The following is a 17,399-nucleotide window of genomic DNA, read 5'->3' as shown; positions in this document are numbered from 1 at the left end:
ATAATTCAGTCTGGTTAATAATAAAGAATGAAAGCACTCAAAAAATGCAAGGATTAATTGTTTTTTGCTACAGATTAAAAAATTTAAAAGGATTATTTAATCCGTACAATCTTTGGCAAAAAAACTATTTCTCCAGAACTATGGTGGTAAAAGCTCTGTCAACCAATTCGCCAGTTTTACTTTTTACTTTCTCGGTCTGCGTTTCGGTATATACGATTTTAAAATCTGATTTTCTGATTAATTTCTGCGCTTTTTCGGTGCTGTACAATTCAAATTCGAATTGGGTAAAAGGCAATTTTTTCATAAAATCTTCTTCGGCAAACGTCAGACAGAAATTCCCGCCTGGTTTTAAAACCCTATAGATTTCTGCTAGCAATTCTTCGGGCTTCTGCCAAAAATAAAGGGTATTTACTGTGAATATTTTATCGAATAATCCATCTTCAAACGGAACTGCGTTTCCGTCATAAAGCGAAAAGAAAGCCTGTTTTTGAGAAACAAAATTTCGATTGATCTGGCGCGCTTCCTGAAACATCAGTTCTGACATTTCTAATCCGTAGTATTTTAATTTTTCAGCTTGTTCAAAAAGAAATTCAACATGGCCCGCGTTTCCGTGGCCTAGTTCCAGAATTCTGTTTTCGCTTGAAATATTCAGATTCTGAATCGAATGTTTGGTCATATTGATGTTCGTTTCGTTCATCATATTGGCCATTTCGATTCCTTTTTCTCCCGATGGATGTTTTAATTGAGAGGCTATGGCTTGTAATTCTTCTGGTTTCATGCTGTGAAAATTTAAATATCTAAATTAAACAAAATCCAAATTCGAAGATTATATTTTTTGTCATTCTAAGAAATTACAAACTAGACTTCAACAACTTTGTCAAAGTTTAAAACTTTGACAAAGTTCATGTCGCCAACGATTAAAAAACCTGGCTTGCAATCTGTCGGATGTTCTCAGATTTACCCATTGAATAATAGTGTAAAAACGGAACTCCGGCAGCTTTCAATTCTAATGACTGCTGAATCGCCCATTCGATTCCGACTTGTTTGATTTCAGCGTTGTTTTTGCATTTGTCTACGGCATCGATCAAATCTTCTGGCAAATCGATTCTGAAAATTTGCGGCAGAACTTGTAAATGCCTTTGAACAGCAATTGGCTTGATTCCGGGAATAATCGGAATTGTGATGCCCATTTCTCTTGCTTTTTCTACGAAAGCAAAATATTTCGCATTGTCAAAAAACATTTGTGTCACGACGTAATCTGCTCCCGCATCGACCTTTTCTTTTAATCTTTTTAAATCAGATTGTAAAGATGGTGATTCTAAATGTTTCTCTGGATAACCAGCAACTCCAATGCAGAAATCGGCTTTGTTGTCGGCATCCATTACCTCATGCAGATATTTTCCGCAATTCAAATCATTAATTTGTTTCACCAAATCAATTGCGTAATGATTTCCTCCAACTTTTGGCGTAAAAGACTGTTCATCTTTCATAGCGTCTCCGCGAAGCGCCATTACGTTGTTGATTCCTAAATAATGACAGTCAACAAGCATATACTCAGTCTCTTCTTTGGTAAAACCGCCGCAAAGCAAATGCGGAACCGTATCAACATTGTATTTATGTTTTATAGAAGCGCAAATTCCAAGCGTTCCCGGACGCATACGAGTCAATTTTTTATCCAAAAGTCCGTTACCGCGGTCAATGTAAATGTACTCCTCGCGAGAGGTCGTCACATCAATAAACGGCGGATTAAACTCCATCAACGGATCGATATTATCGTATAATTCCTGAATGCTTTTCCCCTTCTGAGGCGGAATAATTTCAAATGAGAATAATGTTTTTCCTTTGGCGTTTTCTATATGTTCTGTTACTTTCATTTCTGAGTTATGAGTTATGAATTATGAATTTTGAGTTTTAGTCTGTGTAAAAAATCTGAAATCAAAAAACGTAAATCAACAATTTAGTTTAAAGTCTGAAAGTCGAAAGTCGAAAGTCGAAAGTCGAAAGCCACATTCTTTGAGACTTTATGACTTTTGCCTTTAGACTATATTTAATCTGCTATATTAGGGTTTAACCATTTCATTGCGTAATCAAGCGGTACATTTCGGCGTTTAGCGTAATCTGTAACCTGATCTTCTTTTATTTTTCCGAGTCCGAAATAGCGGCTTTTTGGGTTTCCGAAATAATATCCTGAAACCGATGAAGCTGGCCACATTGCCATACTTTCTGTCAATTTCACTCCTATTTGCTTTTCAACATCTAAAAGTTTCCAAATCGTTGGTTTCTCTAAGTGATCTGGACAAGCCGGATAACCTGGCGCAGGACGGATTCCTTTATAATTTTCTTTGATCAATTCTTCGTTGGTTAAAGATTCTTCGCTGTCGTAACCCCAGAAATCTTTACGCACTCGCTCGTGAAGATATTCGGCGAAAGCCTCAGCAAAACGATCCGCAAGTGCTTTTACCATAATCGAATTGTAATCGTCTAAATTCTTTTCGTATTCAGCAGCCCATTCATCAACACCAAAACCTGTGGTTACGCAAAAAGCTCCCATATAATCTTCTACTCCGCTTTCTTTTGGCAAAATAAAATCGGCTAACGCAATATTTGGAGCGCCTTTTGTTTTTTGCGACTGCTGACGAAGCGTTAAGAATTTCTCCAAAACTTTTCCGTTTTCATCACGCAATTCGATATCGTCATCATTTACCTGATTTGCAGGGAAAATTCCGTAAATACCTTTTGCTTTTAATTTTTTCTCTTCTAAAATCACTTTCAGCATCGCCTGAGCATCGTTAAAAACAGATGTCGCTTGCTCGCCCACAACCTCATCCGTTAAAATTGCCGGATATTTTCCGTACAATTCCCAAGTCTGGAAAAATGGTGTCCAGTCGATATACGGAACCAAAACATCCAATTCGACTTCGATGGTTTGCGCGCCAATTACTTTTGGTTTAACTGGCGTATATTCAGACCAATCCAACGGCAATTTGTTTTTACGGGCATCTTCAATCGTCAAGAAGTTTTTGTCTCTTGAACGGTTTAAAAACGTTTCTCTGAACGAATCGTATTCTGCGCGAATATCTGCTGCGTATATTTTTCTATTATGATCCAACAGGTTTCCTGCAACGGTAACGGCTCTTGAAGCATCGTTTACGTGAATTACGGTTTCTCTGTATTGAGGTGCAATTTTCACGGCCGTATGCGCACGCGAAGTGGTTGCTCCACCAATCATAATTGGAATTTTAATATCTTGTTTGTCTAATTCTTTGGCCAAATACACCATTTCGTCAAGCGAAGGTGTGATCAGTCCGCTTAATCCAATAATGTCAACTTCATGTTCAATCGCAGCCGAAATAATTTTTTCAGGAGGAACCATTACTCCTAAGTCAACAATCTCATAATTATTACAAGCCAAAACTACCGAAACGATGTTTTTTCCAATATCATGAACATCACCTTTTACGGTTGCCATCAGGATTTTTCCGTTTCCTTGTTTGTCTCCCGCCTGTTTGCTTTCTTCAATAAACGGCAATAAATAAGCCACCGCTTTTTTCATTACACGAGCCGATTTTACTACCTGTGGCAGGAACATTTTCCCGCTTCCGAATAAATCTCCAACCACATTCATTCCGGCCATCAAATTGATTTCGATAACCTCGATTGGTTTTGTTGCGGCCAGACGCGCTTCTTCAACATCTTCTTCAATAAAAGCATCAATTCCTTTTACCAATGAATGCGTAATACGATCCTGAACCGATCCTAAACGCCATTCCTGAACAGCTTTTTCATCGCTTTTTGCTTCGCCTTTTACATTTTCTGCAAAATCTAAAAGTCGTTCTGTAGCATCGTCGCGTCTGTCTAAAATTACGTCTTCAACGTGTTCTAATAAATCTTTCGGAATATCATCGTAAATCGTCAACATTTCTGGGTTTACGATTCCCATTGTCATTCCGTTTTTAATCGCGTGGTATAGGAATACCGAGTGCATCGCTTCACGAACCACATCGTTTCCTCTAAATGAGAACGAAACGTTACTCACACCACCGCTGATGTGCGCGTGCGGAAGATTCTCGCGAACCCATTTTGTTCCTCTAAAGAAGTCCAAAGCGTTCAATCTATGCTCTTCCATTCCGGTTGCAACCGGAAAAATATTCAAATCGAAAATAATATCCTGAGGAGGAAAATCTACTTTATTGACCAAAATATCATACGAACGCTGACAAATCTCAACTCTACGATCGTAATTATCGGCCTGCCCCACTTCGTCAAAAGCCATAACAATTGCTGCCGCTCCGTAACGTTTGATTAATTTGGCGTGATGAATAAAGGCTTCTTCTCCTTCTTTCAGCGAAATCGAGTTTACGACACTTTTTCCCTGTACTACCTTTAGACCTGCTTCGATGATTTCCCATTTCGAACTGTCAATCATAATTGGCACTCTCGAAATGTCTGGTTCTGCAGCAATTAAATTCAAAAATTTAGTCATTGCCGTAACTCCGTCAAGCATTCCTTCATCCATATTAATATCGATGATTTGTGCTCCACCTTCTACCTGCTGTCTTGCAATATCAAGTGCCTCGTCGTATTTCTCTTCCTTGATTAGTCTCAGGAATTTTCTTGAACCTGTTACGTTTGTACGCTCACCAACATTCACAAAAACACTTTCCGGCGTAATAATCAACGGTTCTAATCCTGATAATACAAGGTCTCTTCTTTTTTCTGTCATTTTCTACCAATCATTGTTCCTATGGAACATTTTATTCTCAATTCAACCTGCAAGGTTTTCAAAACCTTGTAGGTTTCTATTTTTTTAACTCTCAATAAATCACACCTACAAGGTTTTGAAAACCTTGCAGGAATGCGAATATTATTCAAAAACCGGCGCCACGCGTGGTTTATAATCCTTCGCAACCTCAGCAATCAATCGAATATGATCTGGAGTTGTTCCGCAACAACCGCCAATTATGTTGATTAAATTATCTTCTAAATATTCTTTGATTAACGCCTGAGTTTGTTCTGGTGTTTCATCGTATTGTCCGAATGCATTTGGTAATCCTGCATTTGGATGTGCTGAAACATTAAAGCTTGTATTGTGTGCTAATGTTTTTAAATATGGTTTTAGCAAATCGGCACCAAGAGCGCAATTGAATCCTACACTTAACAACGGAATATGCGAGACTGAAATCAGAAACGCTTCAACGGTCTGTCCAGAAAGTGTTCTTCCTGAAGCATCGGTAATCGTTCCCGAAACCATGATTGGAATATCCAGATTGCGTTCTTCCTTAACTTCTTCGATCGCAAAAAGCGCTGCTTTTGCATTTAAAGTATCGAAAATTGTTTCTACTAAAAGCAAATCGCAACCACCGTCCATAAGAGCTTCTACCTGTTCTTTGTAAGCAATTCGTAAATCGTCAAACGTTACGGCTCTGTAACCCGGATCGTTTACATCTGGCGACATACTTGCCGTACGGTTCGTTGGTCCAATTGAACCAGCTACAAAACGTGGTTTGTCTGGATTTTTTGCTGTGAATTCATCCGCAACTTCTCTGGCGATTTTTGCCGATTCGTAGTTTAACTCGTAAACCAAATCTTCCATATGATAATCGGCCATACCAATTGTTGTTCCTGAAAAGGTATTGGTTTCTACGATGTCTGCACCTGCTTCGTAATATGCGGCGTGCACAGCACGAATCGCTTGCGGTTGTGTTAGGGATAGTAAATCGTTGTTTCCTTTTAACGGATGCGGGAAATCCTTGAAACGCTCTCCTCTGAAATCTTCTTCTGAGAAATTATAGCGTTGCAGCATTGTTCCCATTGCTCCGTCGAGGATTAGGATATTTTTTTTTATTGCTTCTTGAATTGTTATTGCCATATTCTTTTGCCGCAAAGACGCTAAGGCGCCAAGCTTTTTTTATTCTATTATTAAAATACCTAACAGTCCCGAAGCCTCGGGATTAAAACCTGTTAGAATACGTGTTTTGATTCAAATTAATTCCAAAAGTGCACTATTGCTGGCTCTTAGCCCCGATTGAAGTGGAAATCCTTTTGCTTTTTTCTTTAAAAAGCAAAAGATTGCAACGAAAAGCGGGAACTATTGACTGCAAAAATGCGCCAATGATTCGCTCCTGATACAGAATCTGTTTCAGTAAATATTGTATGTTGTCTGGAAAAGTTTTGAGAAATACTTGTAATGTATTTGTGTTATCTATCTTTAATACTTGAAAATTAGTAAAAAGTAGAATTTAGCACCTTCTTTATGGTAAAGGGTTGCTAAGGTTTCATTGGGTCTGTCCCTCCGCCTTTCGTGATAACTGACAATAATTTTAAGAACAGTGCAAAGGTATGAAATGGCAATTCTATTTGCAAATGTTTTTTTTCTAAGGTTCTGAGGTTCTAAGGGACTGAGGCTCTAAGGTTTTATCTTTTGCGTGATTTAGCTCCGAAGGAGCATAATATTTATAGAAAAACGACAAGCGCAACACAAAAGCTCCAGCGGAGCGACATATATTTCGCTCTGCTGGAGCTTTTACAAACGGAATTATTTCTTTTTCTATAAATATATCATTCCTCTGGGATTAATAAAAAAGCCCAAACTAAAAGTTTGAGCTTTGTATATAAAAATCTTAGCGCCTCAGTTCCTTAGAACCTTAACAACTTAAACTATCGCCTTCACAACCGCTTTTGGTGCTTCTTTACGTGTTCCGTCGAAACCGTCTACTCCTGATACTGTTGTATATTTTAATACGTATTTTTTACCTGGGTTGATGATTGAATAAGCAGCCTGACACATTAAAGTCGCTTCGTGGAATCCGCAAAGAATCAACTTTAATTTCCCTGGATAGGTGTTTACGTCTCCAATGGCAAAGATTCCAGGAATGTTTGTCTGGTAATCTAAGGCATTATTTACTTTAATGGCGTTTTTCTCGATTTCTAGTCCCCAATCGCCGATTGGACCTAATTTTGGCGTTAATCCAAAAAGTGGAATAAAATAATCGGTTTCGATTTTGCGGTGTGCTCCGTTTTCTTCGATGTCTAATGACTCAACGTGCTCTGCTCCATTGATTCCAACTACTTCTGCTGGAGTGATTAATTTGATTTTTCCCGCTGATTTTAGTTCCTGTACTTTTTCTACTGAGTCTAAAGCTCCTCTAAATTCGTTTCTACGGTGAATTAAAGTTACTTCTGAAGCTACATTTGCTAAGAAAATTGACCAGTCTAATGCTGAATCTCCTCCTCCTGCAATTACAACTCTTTTATCTCTGAATTTCTCCGGATTTTTGATGAAGTATTTTACTCCTTTATCTTCATAAAACTCGATATCTTCGATAAGTGGTTTACGAGGCTCGAAACTTCCTAAACCTCCAGCGATTGCGATAACCGGCGCGTGAAATTTAGTTCCTTTGTTTGATGTTACAATAAAAGTTCCGTCTTCTTGCTTTTCAACTGTTTCAGCACGTTCTCCTAAAGTAAATCCTGGTTCAAATTGCTTGATTTGCTCCATTAACCCGTCAACTAAATCTCCGGCTAATACTTCTGGGAATCCAGGAATATCGTAAATTGGTTTTTTTGGATATAACTCTGATAGTTGTCCTCCTGGTTGTGGAAGCGCATCTAAAATGTGGCATTTTAATTTTAACAATCCTGCCTCGAATACGGCAAATAAACCTGTTGGTCCTGCTCCAATTATAAGTATATCTGTTTTAATCATTATGTTGTTGTTTATAATCATTCTTAATAACGCAAAGAAACGAATAAATCCTTGTACTTTCAATGATTTTTATCATTAATTTCTTTCCGAAACTTTTTTACTCTCTATTTTTTAATGAAGAGGTAATCTCATTCATTTTTTTACATCGGGTTAAAACCAATATTATCGTTCCTCTGGAACTTTTTGTTATTCTTTACTTTTCAAAGAAGCAGTTATTTCATTCATCTTCTTTACTTTATCTTCAAAATTACCTTTTAAGGTTTTTCGATATTCATTCAGATTCTCAACCATTTGATTGATGTCTTCTGGAATTACGTCTTCAAAAAACTCTCGAAGCCTTTTGGCTGTCGTTGGCGATTTTCCGTTTGTAGAAATAGCGATTTTGACATTTCCTTTCGTTACGATTCCGCCCAAATAATAATCGCATAAATCTGGCGTATCGGCGATGTTGCAAATCAGATAGCGTTTTCTTGCTAAATCGTAAACCTTTTTATTTACTTTCAAATCGTCTGTACAGGCAATTACCATGTGACGTTTTTTGAGCATTTTCTTTTTGAACTTCGATCTTGTTAATGTTATCGAAGGGTGTTTTTCGGCCAAAACTTTTATTTCTAAATGAAATTCTTTTGCCACTACCTCAACATTTGCATTCGGACTTGACTTTAGCAAGAATGAAAGCTTTTCCAGACCTACATTTCCTCCGCCTACAATCAAGACATTTAAATTGTGAAGCTTTAGAAATATTGGATATAATTCGTTTTGTTCCATATTACCAATATGTTGTTCCTAACGGAACAATTAATAATGCAAACTTCGGGTTAAAACCTGACGCTACAAAATCGGTGTCAATCAGATGTTCCTAACGGAACATTTTTTGAAACCGTTTATTTTCTACCGATGAGATGTTCCTAACGGAACATTATTCTACCGAATTTCTTCTTTTGATAGAAATTCTTCGTAAAATCCTTTCAGTTTATTGCTTTCGCGGACAACTTCTCCTAAAACAATAATGGCTGGCGAACTCAATTCTTTTTCTTTTACAACTTCTAAAATCGAATCTACAGTTCCAACACCCACTTTTTCGTCTGCAGTTGTTCCGTTTTGGATAATGGCTACGGGCAAATTTCCTTTATCTTCTTTTTGAAACAAATTGATTATTTGAGGCAACTTGTGCATTCCCATCAGTATTACCACTGTTGCAGAAGATTGTGCTGCCAAAGCCACATCTGAAGATAATTTTCTATCAGAAGTTGTTCCTGTAATTGCCCAAAAACTTTCTGAAATTCCTCTTTTTGTAATCGAAATTCCTTGACTTGCGGGAACAGCAACTACTGATGAAATACCTGGAACTACTATCGTTTCGATTCCGAAACTTTCGGCAAAATCTACTTCTTCTCCACCTCTTCCAAAAATAAACGGATCCCCGCCCTTTAATCGAACTACGTTTCCGTACGTCAAAGCATTATCTACAATCAGCTGATTGATTTGATCCTGCGTATAAGCGTGATTGCCAATTCTTTTTCCAACAAAAATTTTGATGGCGTTTTTTGGTGCGTAATCTAGAATTTCTTCGTTAGCCAAGGCGTCGTATAAAACCACATTTGCTTCAGCCAATGCTTTTACAGCTTTCAGCGTCAGTAAATCGGGATCGCCCGGACCTGCACCGACTAAAGTTATTTTGGGTTTTATGTTATGCATTTGCCAATTCTTGTGCTCTGAAAGTTTCAATTTTATCAAAGAAAACAGTCGCTTGTGCAATGTAATCTTTAGCGAAAGCTTCAGACGGTTCATTTTTATTGATTTGGTAAACCAAGTCTTTAAAAGTTGCGTTTAATTCAATTTTATTGGTTTCGATAAAAACAGTATCAAACAAGTCAACGATTCCTGCGTGGTGGTTTGTTTTTTGGTTTTCTGCCAATAGCAATGCTTTTGCACCGTTTACAAATCCTGCATAAACATGGTAAATTGCATCTGACCATTTTTTCTCGTCGAAAGATTCTTGAGCCAAAATCAATTTCTCTTTAGCTTCAAACAATAAGGTTGCTACTAAATCGATCACTACTCCGGCGCATTCTCCAACTCCAACTGCTTTTACGTAATTGTCTGCATTGCCCCAATCCACAAAATCGGCTTCTGTTAAATTGGTAACATCAGATAGCGGCTTTAAGATTTCGTAGAAGTATTTCTCTCCTTTTGCATCATAATAATTCAGGAATTTTTCTCCATTCGCATTAGCGTCAAAATCATTTAAGATCGTACGCAATGCATCTGGTCCTCTACGGCTTGGAATTTTGATTACTTTATCGGCAAAACGTCCTTCTCCATTTCCTAATCTTCCTCCACCCAATAAAACTTGTAAAGCAGGAGCTACCAGTTTTCCCGAGTTGATAGACATTCCTTGAAATCCGATTGCAGACATATTATGCTGTCCGCACGCATTCATACAGCCCGAAATCTTAATTTCAATTTCACGGTTGTTTAAATACTGTGGATATTCTGCACTTAAAACTCTTTCTAATTCTTCTGCAATACCGGTACTACTTGCAATCCCCAAGTTGCAAGTATCAGTACCCGGACATGCCGTAATATCTCCAACCGAATTATATCCTAAATGAACAAAGTCAAGTTTGGCTAATTCTTGATAAAAGAAAGGAAGATTCTCTTCTTTTACGTGACGTATTACAATATTTTGACGCAATGAAAAACGTAATTCGTTTGCAGCGTAATTTTTAATTAAATCAGCTAATAATCTCGCTTTATCTGTGTAAAAATCTCCTAATAAAACTTTGATTCCAATGGCATAATAACCGTCTTGCTTCTGCTTGATTACATTCGATTTTTTCCAAGCTTCGTATGCTTCCGCATCTTCGATTGCAACTTGCGGAACTTCTAAAACTGGCTCTGGAATTGGACCGTCAAAAGCAGTGGTGTCAATTTCATAGGTTTCAAAAGCGATTGCTTTTTTCTCTTTTTCAACCAAATCAAGGAAAACATCTTTCCCCATTTCCTTGATTAAGAATTTCATACGTGCTTTCATTCTTTTTGCACGTTCTCCGTGTCTGTCGAAAATACGAATGATTCCTTCTGCAGTTGGGATAATTTCGTTTACAGGAACAAACTCCGAAAGCAATTCAGCGTGTGCTGGTTGAGATCCTAAACCTCCTCCAAACATGATTTTAAATCCTTTTTGTCCGTCTTTAATTTTCGGAATAAATCCTAAATCGTGCAAATAGCTCAAGGCAGTATCTTCGTCTGAAGAGGAGAACGAAATTTTAAATTTACGTCCCATTTCCTGACAAATCGGGTTTCTTAACAAATATTGAAAAAGTCCGTGCGCATAAGGCGAAACATCAAATGGCTCGTTTACATCTACACCTGCCAATTCACTTCCTGTAATGTTTCTTACTGTATTTCCGCAAGCTTCACGAAGCGTAATATCGTCTTTGGCCAAATCTGCCCAAAGCTCAGGAGTTCTGTCTAAACTTACGTAGTGAATCTGAATATCTTGACGTGTCGTAATATGCAGACGGCCTGTAGAATATTTATCAGACACTTCTGTAATTCTTCTTAACTGCTCGCTGGTCACTTTTCCATAAGGCAATTTGATACGAATCATCTGAACGCCTTCCTGACGCTGACCGTAGATTCCGCGAGCCAAACGAAGACTGCGAAAACGCTCATCATCAATTTTTCCTCCACGGAATAAGTGAATCTTTTTTTCTAATTCGATAATCTCCTTCTGAACTACCGGATTTTCTATTTCTGTTCTAAAACTTTCCATTTCTTTTTACGCTTTAGGCTTTAAGCTTTAGGCTATAAGCTTTATTAACTTTGTGTTTTTTTTGATGCTGTAGGCTTTAGGCAATAAGCTGTAGGCTTTCTTGCGTAACTTGTTATACATTCTTGCAAAAAGCTTAAAGCCTAAAGCTTAAAGCTTAAAGCAGCGAAGCTACCTAATGAATCCTACTCCTGCTGTTGTGTTTGTTGCTGTATCGATTAAGATGAAAGCACCGTTTGATTTGTTTTCGTTGTATGAATCAAAATATAACGGTTTGCTTAATTTGATCGTTACTTCTCCAATTTCGTTGATGGCTAATTGTGAAGCCTCTGTCGTACCTGAGTAATCTGTAGCAATTGTATTTTTAATGCTTTCTACTTTTGCTAAAACTCTGTTTGTATTGTGCTGTACCAAATATTTTGTTCCCGGAACGAGTTTTTTACTGTCCATCCAGCAAACTGTTGTCGAGATATCTTTTTCAATTTTTGGAAGCTCGTCAGATTTTACAATCATATCGCCTCTCGTTACATTGATATCATTTTCTAATTCGATTGTGATTGAAGAACCTGCTGAAGCTTCATCAAACGATTTGTCGAAAAAGTGAATCTTAGAAACTTTTGATTCTGTTAAAGAAGGAAGAACTGTTACCGCATCTCCAACTTTAATTGAGTTTCCGTATAATTTTCCTGCATAACCTCTAAAATCATGGTATTCTTCTGTTTTTGGACGAATAACGGTCTGAACCGGGAAACGTGCTTTTCCTGATTCAAAAACATCTGAAGAATGCAATCCTTCTAAATGTTCCAAAACTGTTTGCCCCTCGTACCAAGGCATATTTTCAGATTTATCTACCACGTTTCCGCCGTTGATGGCGCTTAACGGAATGTAGCTTACATTTTGCTCTTTGTAAGTGCTTTTTGCATTTAAAGCCTCAAAATCAGCTTTGATTTTATTGAAAACTTCTTCTGAGTAATCTACCAGATCCATTTTGTTGATGGCAACAATTACCTCTTTTACTCTCAATAAATTATTGATGAAAAAGTGACGGTAAGTCTGCTCGATAACACCTTTTCTCGCATCAATCAAAATAATAGAAACCTGAGAAGTCGAAGCTCCTGTAACCATGTTTCTTGTATATTCTACGTGCCCCGGAGTATCGGCAATAATGTAACTTTTCTTTGCAGTCGAAAAATAAATATGCGCAACGTCAATCGTGATTCCTTGCTCTCTTTCTGCCACCAATCCGTCAGTAGCCAATGAAAAATCAAGGTAATCATATCCTTTTTGCTTACTGCTTTTTTCAATTGCTTCTATTTTATCTGTAGTCAATGATTTTGTATCGTACAATAATCTTCCGATCAAAGTACTTTTCCCGTCATCTACACTTCCTGCTGTTGCTATTTTTAAAACGTCCATTCTAATTTATGTTGTTTCAGGTTTAAAGTTTCAGGTTTCATATTCTCTCGAAACTTATAATCTGTATGTTTTTGTTTTCTTGATTCTAACTTTTAAATTTCGTTTGGAATTACACTCATAATTCAAAACTCATAACTCATAATTATTAAAAGTATCCTTGTTGTTTTCTTTTTTCCATTGCAGCTTCAGAACGTTTATCATCGATTCTGGCTCCTCTTTCAGAAATGGTTGATGATCTGATTTCACCTACAACTTCTTCGATTGTTGCTGCGTAAGATTCAACTGCTGCTGTACAGCTCATGTCTCCAACGGTTCTGAAGCGAACAATTCTTTCTTCGATTTGTTCGTCTTCTTCCTGATACACAAAAGGAGAATGTGACCAGATTAAACCGTCTCTCAAAAAAACTTTTCTTTTATGTGAGAAGTAGATTGAAGGAATTTCGATTTTTTCTTTTTCGATATAACTCCAAACATCTAATTCTGTCCAGTTTGAAATTGGGAAAACACGAACGTTTTGACCGTTTTCAATTTTTCCATTCAAAATATCAAACAACTCCGGTCTCTGATTTTTTTCGTCCCATTGTCCGAAATCGTCACGAACCGAGAAAATACGTTCTTTTGCTCTCGCTTTTTCCTCATCACGACGTGCACCACCAATACAAGCATCAAATTTGAATTCTTCAATTGCATCCAAAAGTGTTGTAGTCTGCAAGCTGTTACGGCTTGAATATTTTCCAGTTTCTTCAACTACTTTTCCTTCATCAATAGCATCCTGAACATTACGAACGATTAGCTCTAAACCTAATTCTTCTACCAATTTATCTCTGAAAGCAATTGTCTCAGGGAAATTGTGCCCCGTATCAACGTGTAATAGAGGAAACGGAATCTTAGCAGGGAAAAATGCTTTTTGCGCCAAACGCACCAATGTAATAGAATCTTTTCCTCCTGAGAAAAGTAAAACCGGTTTGTCAAACTGTGAAATTACTTCTCTGAAAATGTATATCGCTTCACTCTCTAAAGCGTTTGTTTTTAATACTGAACTCATTGTTTTTTTGTTTGATATTTTTGTTGTGAAAATTTTGTTTGCTTCGCCTGTTCGAGCTAAAGCTCTCGAGTCAGGTTTAAAGTTTCAAGTTTTTCTCCTGATTTAAAATCTCCACTCTTTATTCTATAATCTATATTCTCTCTAGAAAGTCTTGCCTCTAGCTTCTTGCTTCTATAAAATCTTTACTCTTTCTTAGCACTATGCAATCCGCACTCTTTATGGCTTGATTCCCACCACCATCTTCCGGCTCTGATGTCTTCTCCAGGGAAAATGGCTCTCGTACAAGGCGCACATCCAATACTTACGAAACCTTGTTTGTGTAAAGCATTTTGAGGAACATTGTTTTCTGAAAGATATGCTTCAACTTCTTCTAATGTCCATTTTAATAGCGGATTGAATTTGATGATTTCAAAGTTTCCGTCGTATTCAAACAAACTTAAATCGTTTCTGTTTTCTGACTGCTCTGCTCTTAAACCTGTTATCCAAACTGCATTTCCTGCCAAAGCTTTTCTCAATGGAACCACTTTTCGAATAAAACAACATTCTTTTCTGTTTTCTACCGAATCGTAAAAGCTGTTTGGTCCTTTTTCCTGCAATAGTTTTTCTACTGAAGCAGCTTCTGGGAAATAAACTTCGATTGGTCTTTTGTATTTTTTTAATGTTTTATGAAAAACATCATACGTTTCCTGAAATAATCTTCCGGTATCTAAAGTAAACACCTTTATATCAGTGTTACTTTTTGCAATAAAATCAGTAATTACCTGATCTTCCTGACCGAAAGAAGTTGAAAAAATTACTTTTCCCGGAAATTCTTTCGCTAAAAAAACTAAGGTTTCGTCAAGCGAAAAATTTTTAGTTTTTTCTAATAATTCTTGTACAATACTCGCACTCATAATCTCTCCTTTCTAAAATTATCTTTTACAATAATTTAGATAATGTTTTTAAACTCAATACTATAATTAGAACTCCAACCGCAACCATCATTGGTTTTCTTTTGATTTTGTTTACCAAATAAGCTGCTAATGGCGCTGAAACGACTCCTCCTAAAATCAGTCCGATAATAACCTGCCAACCGTGGATTCCTCCAAAAAGCATGAACGTGATACCGCTTGCAAATGAAATCGCAAACTCCGCTGCATTTACTGAACCAATCGTATATCTCGGATTTCTTCCTCTTCCTAATAATGTTGACGTTACTATCGGTCCCCAGCCTCCGCCTCCAACAGAATCCATGAATCCGCCGAAAACAGCTAGAGCGCCTAATTTTTTTGTTTTCTTTTTTATAATATTCTTTTTTAGCGCTTTTCTGATAATGATAACCGCTAAAATGATCATATAAACTGCAATAAATGGCTTTATAACGTCTCCATCAATAACATCTGCCAACAAGTAAGCTCCTGTAATAGAACCTAAAACTCCTGGAATCAACAAATGCTTTACCAATTTTTTATTGATGTTTCCAAAACGATGGTGAGAAAGCGCTGAAGCCCCCGTAGTAAACATTTCTGAAACGTGAACTGCTGTACTGCTTACAACTGGCGGAACTCCATAAGCCAATAAAAATGACGTTGAAGTCGCTCCGTAACCCATTCCTAAAGTCCCATCAACCAATTGAGCAAAAACTCCAATGGCTAAAAACACTAAGAACTCCACATTAAAACCATTTACAAATCCATCCCACGTAAATTCAGCGTGATGATTATATATTAAAACAGATAATAAACCTACTAGTAAAACAACAGGAATTCCAATCCAAAGCTTTTCTTTTAAAGAATCAGCACTATTTATTTTCAGTTCTTTCTCCATATTTAACAACTATAAATTTGTTCAAAAATCTATTACCCTATCGGGTTAGTAGATTACTTTGCAAAAATACTACTTATTTCTAAATTACAAAGCAATATTATTATTTTTTTAAACCCTCAATTAACCTTTTATGACATTATAAAAGAGCGCTTTAAGGATTTTTCGCTATAATTTCACAAATAACCCTGCATTGCAAGATATTCCAACATTTTATGCGCTTAAAATATTTGCTTATTAAATACCTTTTTTAATCTCTATAAAATCGATAGGATTATTATAAAATTGTTGTATTTTAGCGGCAAATATTTTTTCATGGATTTTCAGATTGGTCTTGTAATTGCAGGTTTGGTAGTTGGTTTTATTGTCGGATTAACAGGTGTAGGCGGCGGTTCTTTAATGACTCCTATTTTATTATACTTTAATATCCCGCCAACAACGGCAGTAGGAACCGATTTGCTTTACGCCGCTTTTACTAAAGCTGGAGGCGTATTTGTTCACAACAAAAAAGGCAACATCAACTGGAAGATTACGGGCTGGCTGACTCTAGGCAGTGTTCCCGCAGCCCTCGTAACACTTTGGATTTTAAACAGCATCAAAACTGATATTGAAACCATAAATGGCGTTATTAAATACAGTTTAGGATGGGCTTTGCTATTTACTTCCGTTGCAATTATTTTCAAAAAAAGACTTTTGAAATTCTCACAGAAACACGCTGGAGACAAATTTCATAGTGAAAGCACGACCCAAAATATGCTCACCATTGGAATAGGAATATTACTAGGAGCAACGGTTACTTTAACTTCTATTGGAGCAGGCGCTTTGGGAACTGTAACTTTATTTTTTCTTTATCCTTTATTGCCGACACCAAGATTAGTGGGAACTGAAATTGCACACGCTGTTCCCTTGACATTGGTTGCCGGAATAGGACACGCTTCAATGGGGAATTTAGATATTGGCTTACTTGGACAACTGTTAATGGGATCTCTCCCAGGCATATACATGGGAAGTATGCTAAGCGGAAAAGTCCCAGATCAGTTTCTTAGAAATGCTATTGCAGTAATGCTTTTTCTCGCTGGATACAAATTGATTTTTTAAAGAATAAACCATATAAGTTATATAAGTTCATTTAATAAAACTTTATCGCAAAGTCTAAAATGAACTTATATAACTTATATGGTTCAAAACTAAAATGCAATATCTGCCAAAGAATTGCTTTCTAATATTTTGAGTGTATTATCACGAACCTCAGTCATCAATCTTCGCGCTGCGCAGGTTGACTCATCGTCGCAGTCGTCGCATCTTTCGTAGAAATTATGGCTTGCGCAAGGCAGTAAAGCAATTGGCCCTTCAAGAATTCGGTACACTTTTGCCATGCTGATGTCTTTCGGGTCTTTTATCAAGTAATAACCTCCTCCTTTTCCTTTTTTAGCGCCAAGAAATCCAGAGTTTCTCAATAGAAGTAAAATACTCTCTAAAAATTTAATCGAAATATGTTCGCTTTTGGCAATTTCGGCAATTTGAACTGGTTCGTTATTTTCCCGTCTTGCTAAATAAGTCAAAGCTTTTATTCCGTATTTTGTCTTTTTTGAAAGCATCTTTATGTTTTAGATTGCAGCTTCAATCGTTATCTGATTGCCGCAAATTATTAA

General features: G+C 37.0%; 14 protein-coding genes and 1 riboswitch. Of the genes, 1 reads left to right on the top strand and 13 read right to left on the bottom strand.

What is annotated here, in order from left to right; translation table 11 throughout:
• Nucleotides 1-124: 124 nt before the first annotated feature.
• The 12 genes from N4T20_RS07255 to N4T20_RS07200 all read right to left on the bottom strand — a co-directional run bounded on the left by N4T20_RS07255 (nt 125) and on the right by N4T20_RS07200 (nt 15,750).
• The gene (locus N4T20_RS07255) at nt 125-778 is read right to left on the bottom strand and encodes a class I SAM-dependent methyltransferase (RefSeq protein WP_260672397.1); all 654 of its coding nucleotides are present in this window, start codon (nt 776-778) and stop codon (nt 125-127) included.
• 139 nt (nt 779-917) lie between these two features.
• Nucleotides 918-1,874 carry a methylenetetrahydrofolate reductase [NAD(P)H] gene (metF, locus tag N4T20_RS07250; RefSeq protein ID WP_260672396.1) on the bottom strand — a complete coding sequence of 319 codons (957 nt, stop codon included), beginning with the start codon at nt 1,872-1,874 and terminating at the stop codon, nt 918-920.
• A gap of 173 nt (nt 1,875-2,047) precedes the next feature.
• Nucleotides 2,048-4,723: a methionine synthase gene (gene metH, locus N4T20_RS07245; RefSeq protein ID WP_260672395.1), complete on the bottom strand. Its 2,676-nt coding sequence runs from the start codon at nt 4,721-4,723 to the stop codon at nt 2,048-2,050.
• A 141-nt stretch (nt 4,724-4,864) separates the two neighbouring features.
• Nucleotides 4,865-5,869, bottom strand: a complete 1,005-nt coding sequence (locus tag N4T20_RS07240; RefSeq protein ID WP_260672394.1) for a homocysteine S-methyltransferase family protein — start codon at nt 5,867-5,869, stop codon at nt 4,865-4,867.
• 326 nt (nt 5,870-6,195) lie between these two features.
• A riboswitch (SAM riboswitch) is annotated at nt 6,196-6,311 on the bottom strand.
• Between the two features lie 341 nt (nt 6,312-6,652).
• Nucleotides 6,653-7,705 (bottom strand): NAD(P)/FAD-dependent oxidoreductase, encoded by a 1,053-nt coding sequence (locus N4T20_RS07235; protein WP_260672393.1) that lies wholly within the window; start codon nt 7,703-7,705, stop codon nt 6,653-6,655.
• Between the two features lie 186 nt (nt 7,706-7,891).
• The gene (locus tag N4T20_RS07230; protein ID WP_260672392.1) at nt 7,892-8,473 is read right to left on the bottom strand and encodes a bifunctional precorrin-2 dehydrogenase/sirohydrochlorin ferrochelatase; all 582 of its coding nucleotides are present in this window, start codon (nt 8,471-8,473) and stop codon (nt 7,892-7,894) included.
• 156 nt (nt 8,474-8,629) lie between these two features.
• Nucleotides 8,630-9,403 carry a uroporphyrinogen-III C-methyltransferase gene (gene cobA / locus N4T20_RS07225; protein WP_260672391.1) on the bottom strand — a complete coding sequence of 258 codons (774 nt, stop codon included), beginning with the start codon at nt 9,401-9,403 and terminating at the stop codon, nt 8,630-8,632.
• A complete protein-coding gene (locus N4T20_RS07220) occupies nt 9,396-11,486 on the bottom strand; it encodes a HEPN domain-containing protein (protein ID WP_260672390.1) in 2,091 nt (696 codons plus the stop codon). The genes cobA and N4T20_RS07220 overlap by 8 nt, the downstream gene beginning before the upstream one ends.
• A gap of 168 nt (nt 11,487-11,654) precedes the next feature.
• Nucleotides 11,655-12,899 carry a sulfate adenylyltransferase subunit 1 gene (locus N4T20_RS07215; RefSeq protein WP_260672389.1) on the bottom strand — a complete coding sequence of 415 codons (1,245 nt, stop codon included), beginning with the start codon at nt 12,897-12,899 and terminating at the stop codon, nt 11,655-11,657.
• A 145-nt stretch (nt 12,900-13,044) separates the two neighbouring features.
• Nucleotides 13,045-13,944: a sulfate adenylyltransferase subunit CysD gene (cysD, locus tag N4T20_RS07210; protein WP_008466601.1), complete on the bottom strand. Its 900-nt coding sequence runs from the start codon at nt 13,942-13,944 to the stop codon at nt 13,045-13,047.
• Nucleotides 13,945-14,126: 182 nt separating this feature from the next.
• A complete protein-coding gene (locus N4T20_RS07205; RefSeq protein WP_260672388.1) occupies nt 14,127-14,837 on the bottom strand; it encodes a phosphoadenylyl-sulfate reductase in 711 nt (236 codons plus the stop codon).
• Nucleotides 14,838-14,862: 25 nt separating this feature from the next.
• Nucleotides 14,863-15,750: a sulfite exporter TauE/SafE family protein gene (locus N4T20_RS07200; RefSeq protein WP_260672387.1), complete on the bottom strand. Its 888-nt coding sequence runs from the start codon at nt 15,748-15,750 to the stop codon at nt 14,863-14,865.
• Nucleotides 15,751-16,062: 312 nt separating this feature from the next.
• Between N4T20_RS07200 and N4T20_RS07195 the strand changes: the two genes are divergently transcribed.
• Complete coding sequence (locus N4T20_RS07195) at nt 16,063-16,845, top strand: sulfite exporter TauE/SafE family protein (RefSeq protein ID WP_260672386.1); 783 nt, start codon at nt 16,063-16,065, stop codon at nt 16,843-16,845.
• Nucleotides 16,846-16,934: 89 nt separating this feature from the next.
• On the opposite strand, the gene N4T20_RS07190 is transcribed toward N4T20_RS07195, so the two are convergent.
• Nucleotides 16,935-17,345 (bottom strand): RrF2 family transcriptional regulator, encoded by a 411-nt coding sequence (locus N4T20_RS07190; protein WP_008466594.1) that lies wholly within the window; start codon nt 17,343-17,345, stop codon nt 16,935-16,937.
• Nucleotides 17,346-17,399 lie beyond the last annotated feature (54 nt).

The organism is Flavobacterium sp. TR2, assembly GCF_025252405.1.
Taxonomy (GTDB): domain Bacteria; phylum Bacteroidota; class Bacteroidia; order Flavobacteriales; family Flavobacteriaceae; genus Flavobacterium.
Note: the sequence above shows the minus strand (reverse complement) of the source record. Positions and strands in the feature narration are given on the sequence as shown.

Bases quoted from the DNA above. Each gene is read 5' to 3' on its own strand.
- N4T20_RS07255 (WP_260672397.1), bottom strand. From the start codon at position 778: ATGAAACCAGAAGAATTACAAGCCATAGCCTCTCAATTAAAACATCCA.
- metF (WP_260672396.1), bottom strand. From the start codon at position 1,874: ATGAAAGTAACAGAACATATAGAAAACGCCAAAGGAAAAACATTATTC.
- metH (WP_260672395.1), bottom strand. From the start codon at position 4,723: ATGACAGAAAAAAGAAGAGACCTTGTATTATCAGGATTAGAACCGTTG.
- N4T20_RS07240 (WP_260672394.1), bottom strand. From the start codon at position 5,869: ATGGCAATAACAATTCAAGAAGCAATAAAAAAAAATATCCTAATCCTC.
- N4T20_RS07235 (WP_260672393.1), bottom strand. From the start codon at position 7,705: ATGATTAAAACAGATATACTTATAATTGGAGCAGGACCAACAGGTTTA.
- N4T20_RS07230 (WP_260672392.1), bottom strand. From the start codon at position 8,473: ATGGAACAAAACGAATTATATCCAATATTTCTAAAGCTTCACAATTTA.
- cobA (WP_260672391.1), bottom strand. From the start codon at position 9,403: ATGCATAACATAAAACCCAAAATAACTTTAGTCGGTGCAGGTCCGGGC.
- N4T20_RS07220 (WP_260672390.1), bottom strand. From the start codon at position 11,486: ATGGAAAGTTTTAGAACAGAAATAGAAAATCCGGTAGTTCAGAAGGAG.
- N4T20_RS07215 (WP_260672389.1), bottom strand. From the start codon at position 12,899: ATGGACGTTTTAAAAATAGCAACAGCAGGAAGTGTAGATGACGGGAAA.
- cysD (WP_008466601.1), bottom strand. From the start codon at position 13,944: ATGAGTTCAGTATTAAAAACAAACGCTTTAGAGAGTGAAGCGATATAC.
- N4T20_RS07205 (WP_260672388.1), bottom strand. From the start codon at position 14,837: ATGAGTGCGAGTATTGTACAAGAATTATTAGAAAAAACTAAAAATTTT.
- N4T20_RS07200 (WP_260672387.1), bottom strand. From the start codon at position 15,750: ATGGAGAAAGAACTGAAAATAAATAGTGCTGATTCTTTAAAAGAAAAG.
- N4T20_RS07195 (WP_260672386.1), top strand. From the start codon at position 16,063: ATGGATTTTCAGATTGGTCTTGTAATTGCAGGTTTGGTAGTTGGTTTT.
- N4T20_RS07190 (WP_008466594.1), bottom strand. From the start codon at position 17,345: ATGCTTTCAAAAAAGACAAAATACGGAATAAAAGCTTTGACTTATTTA.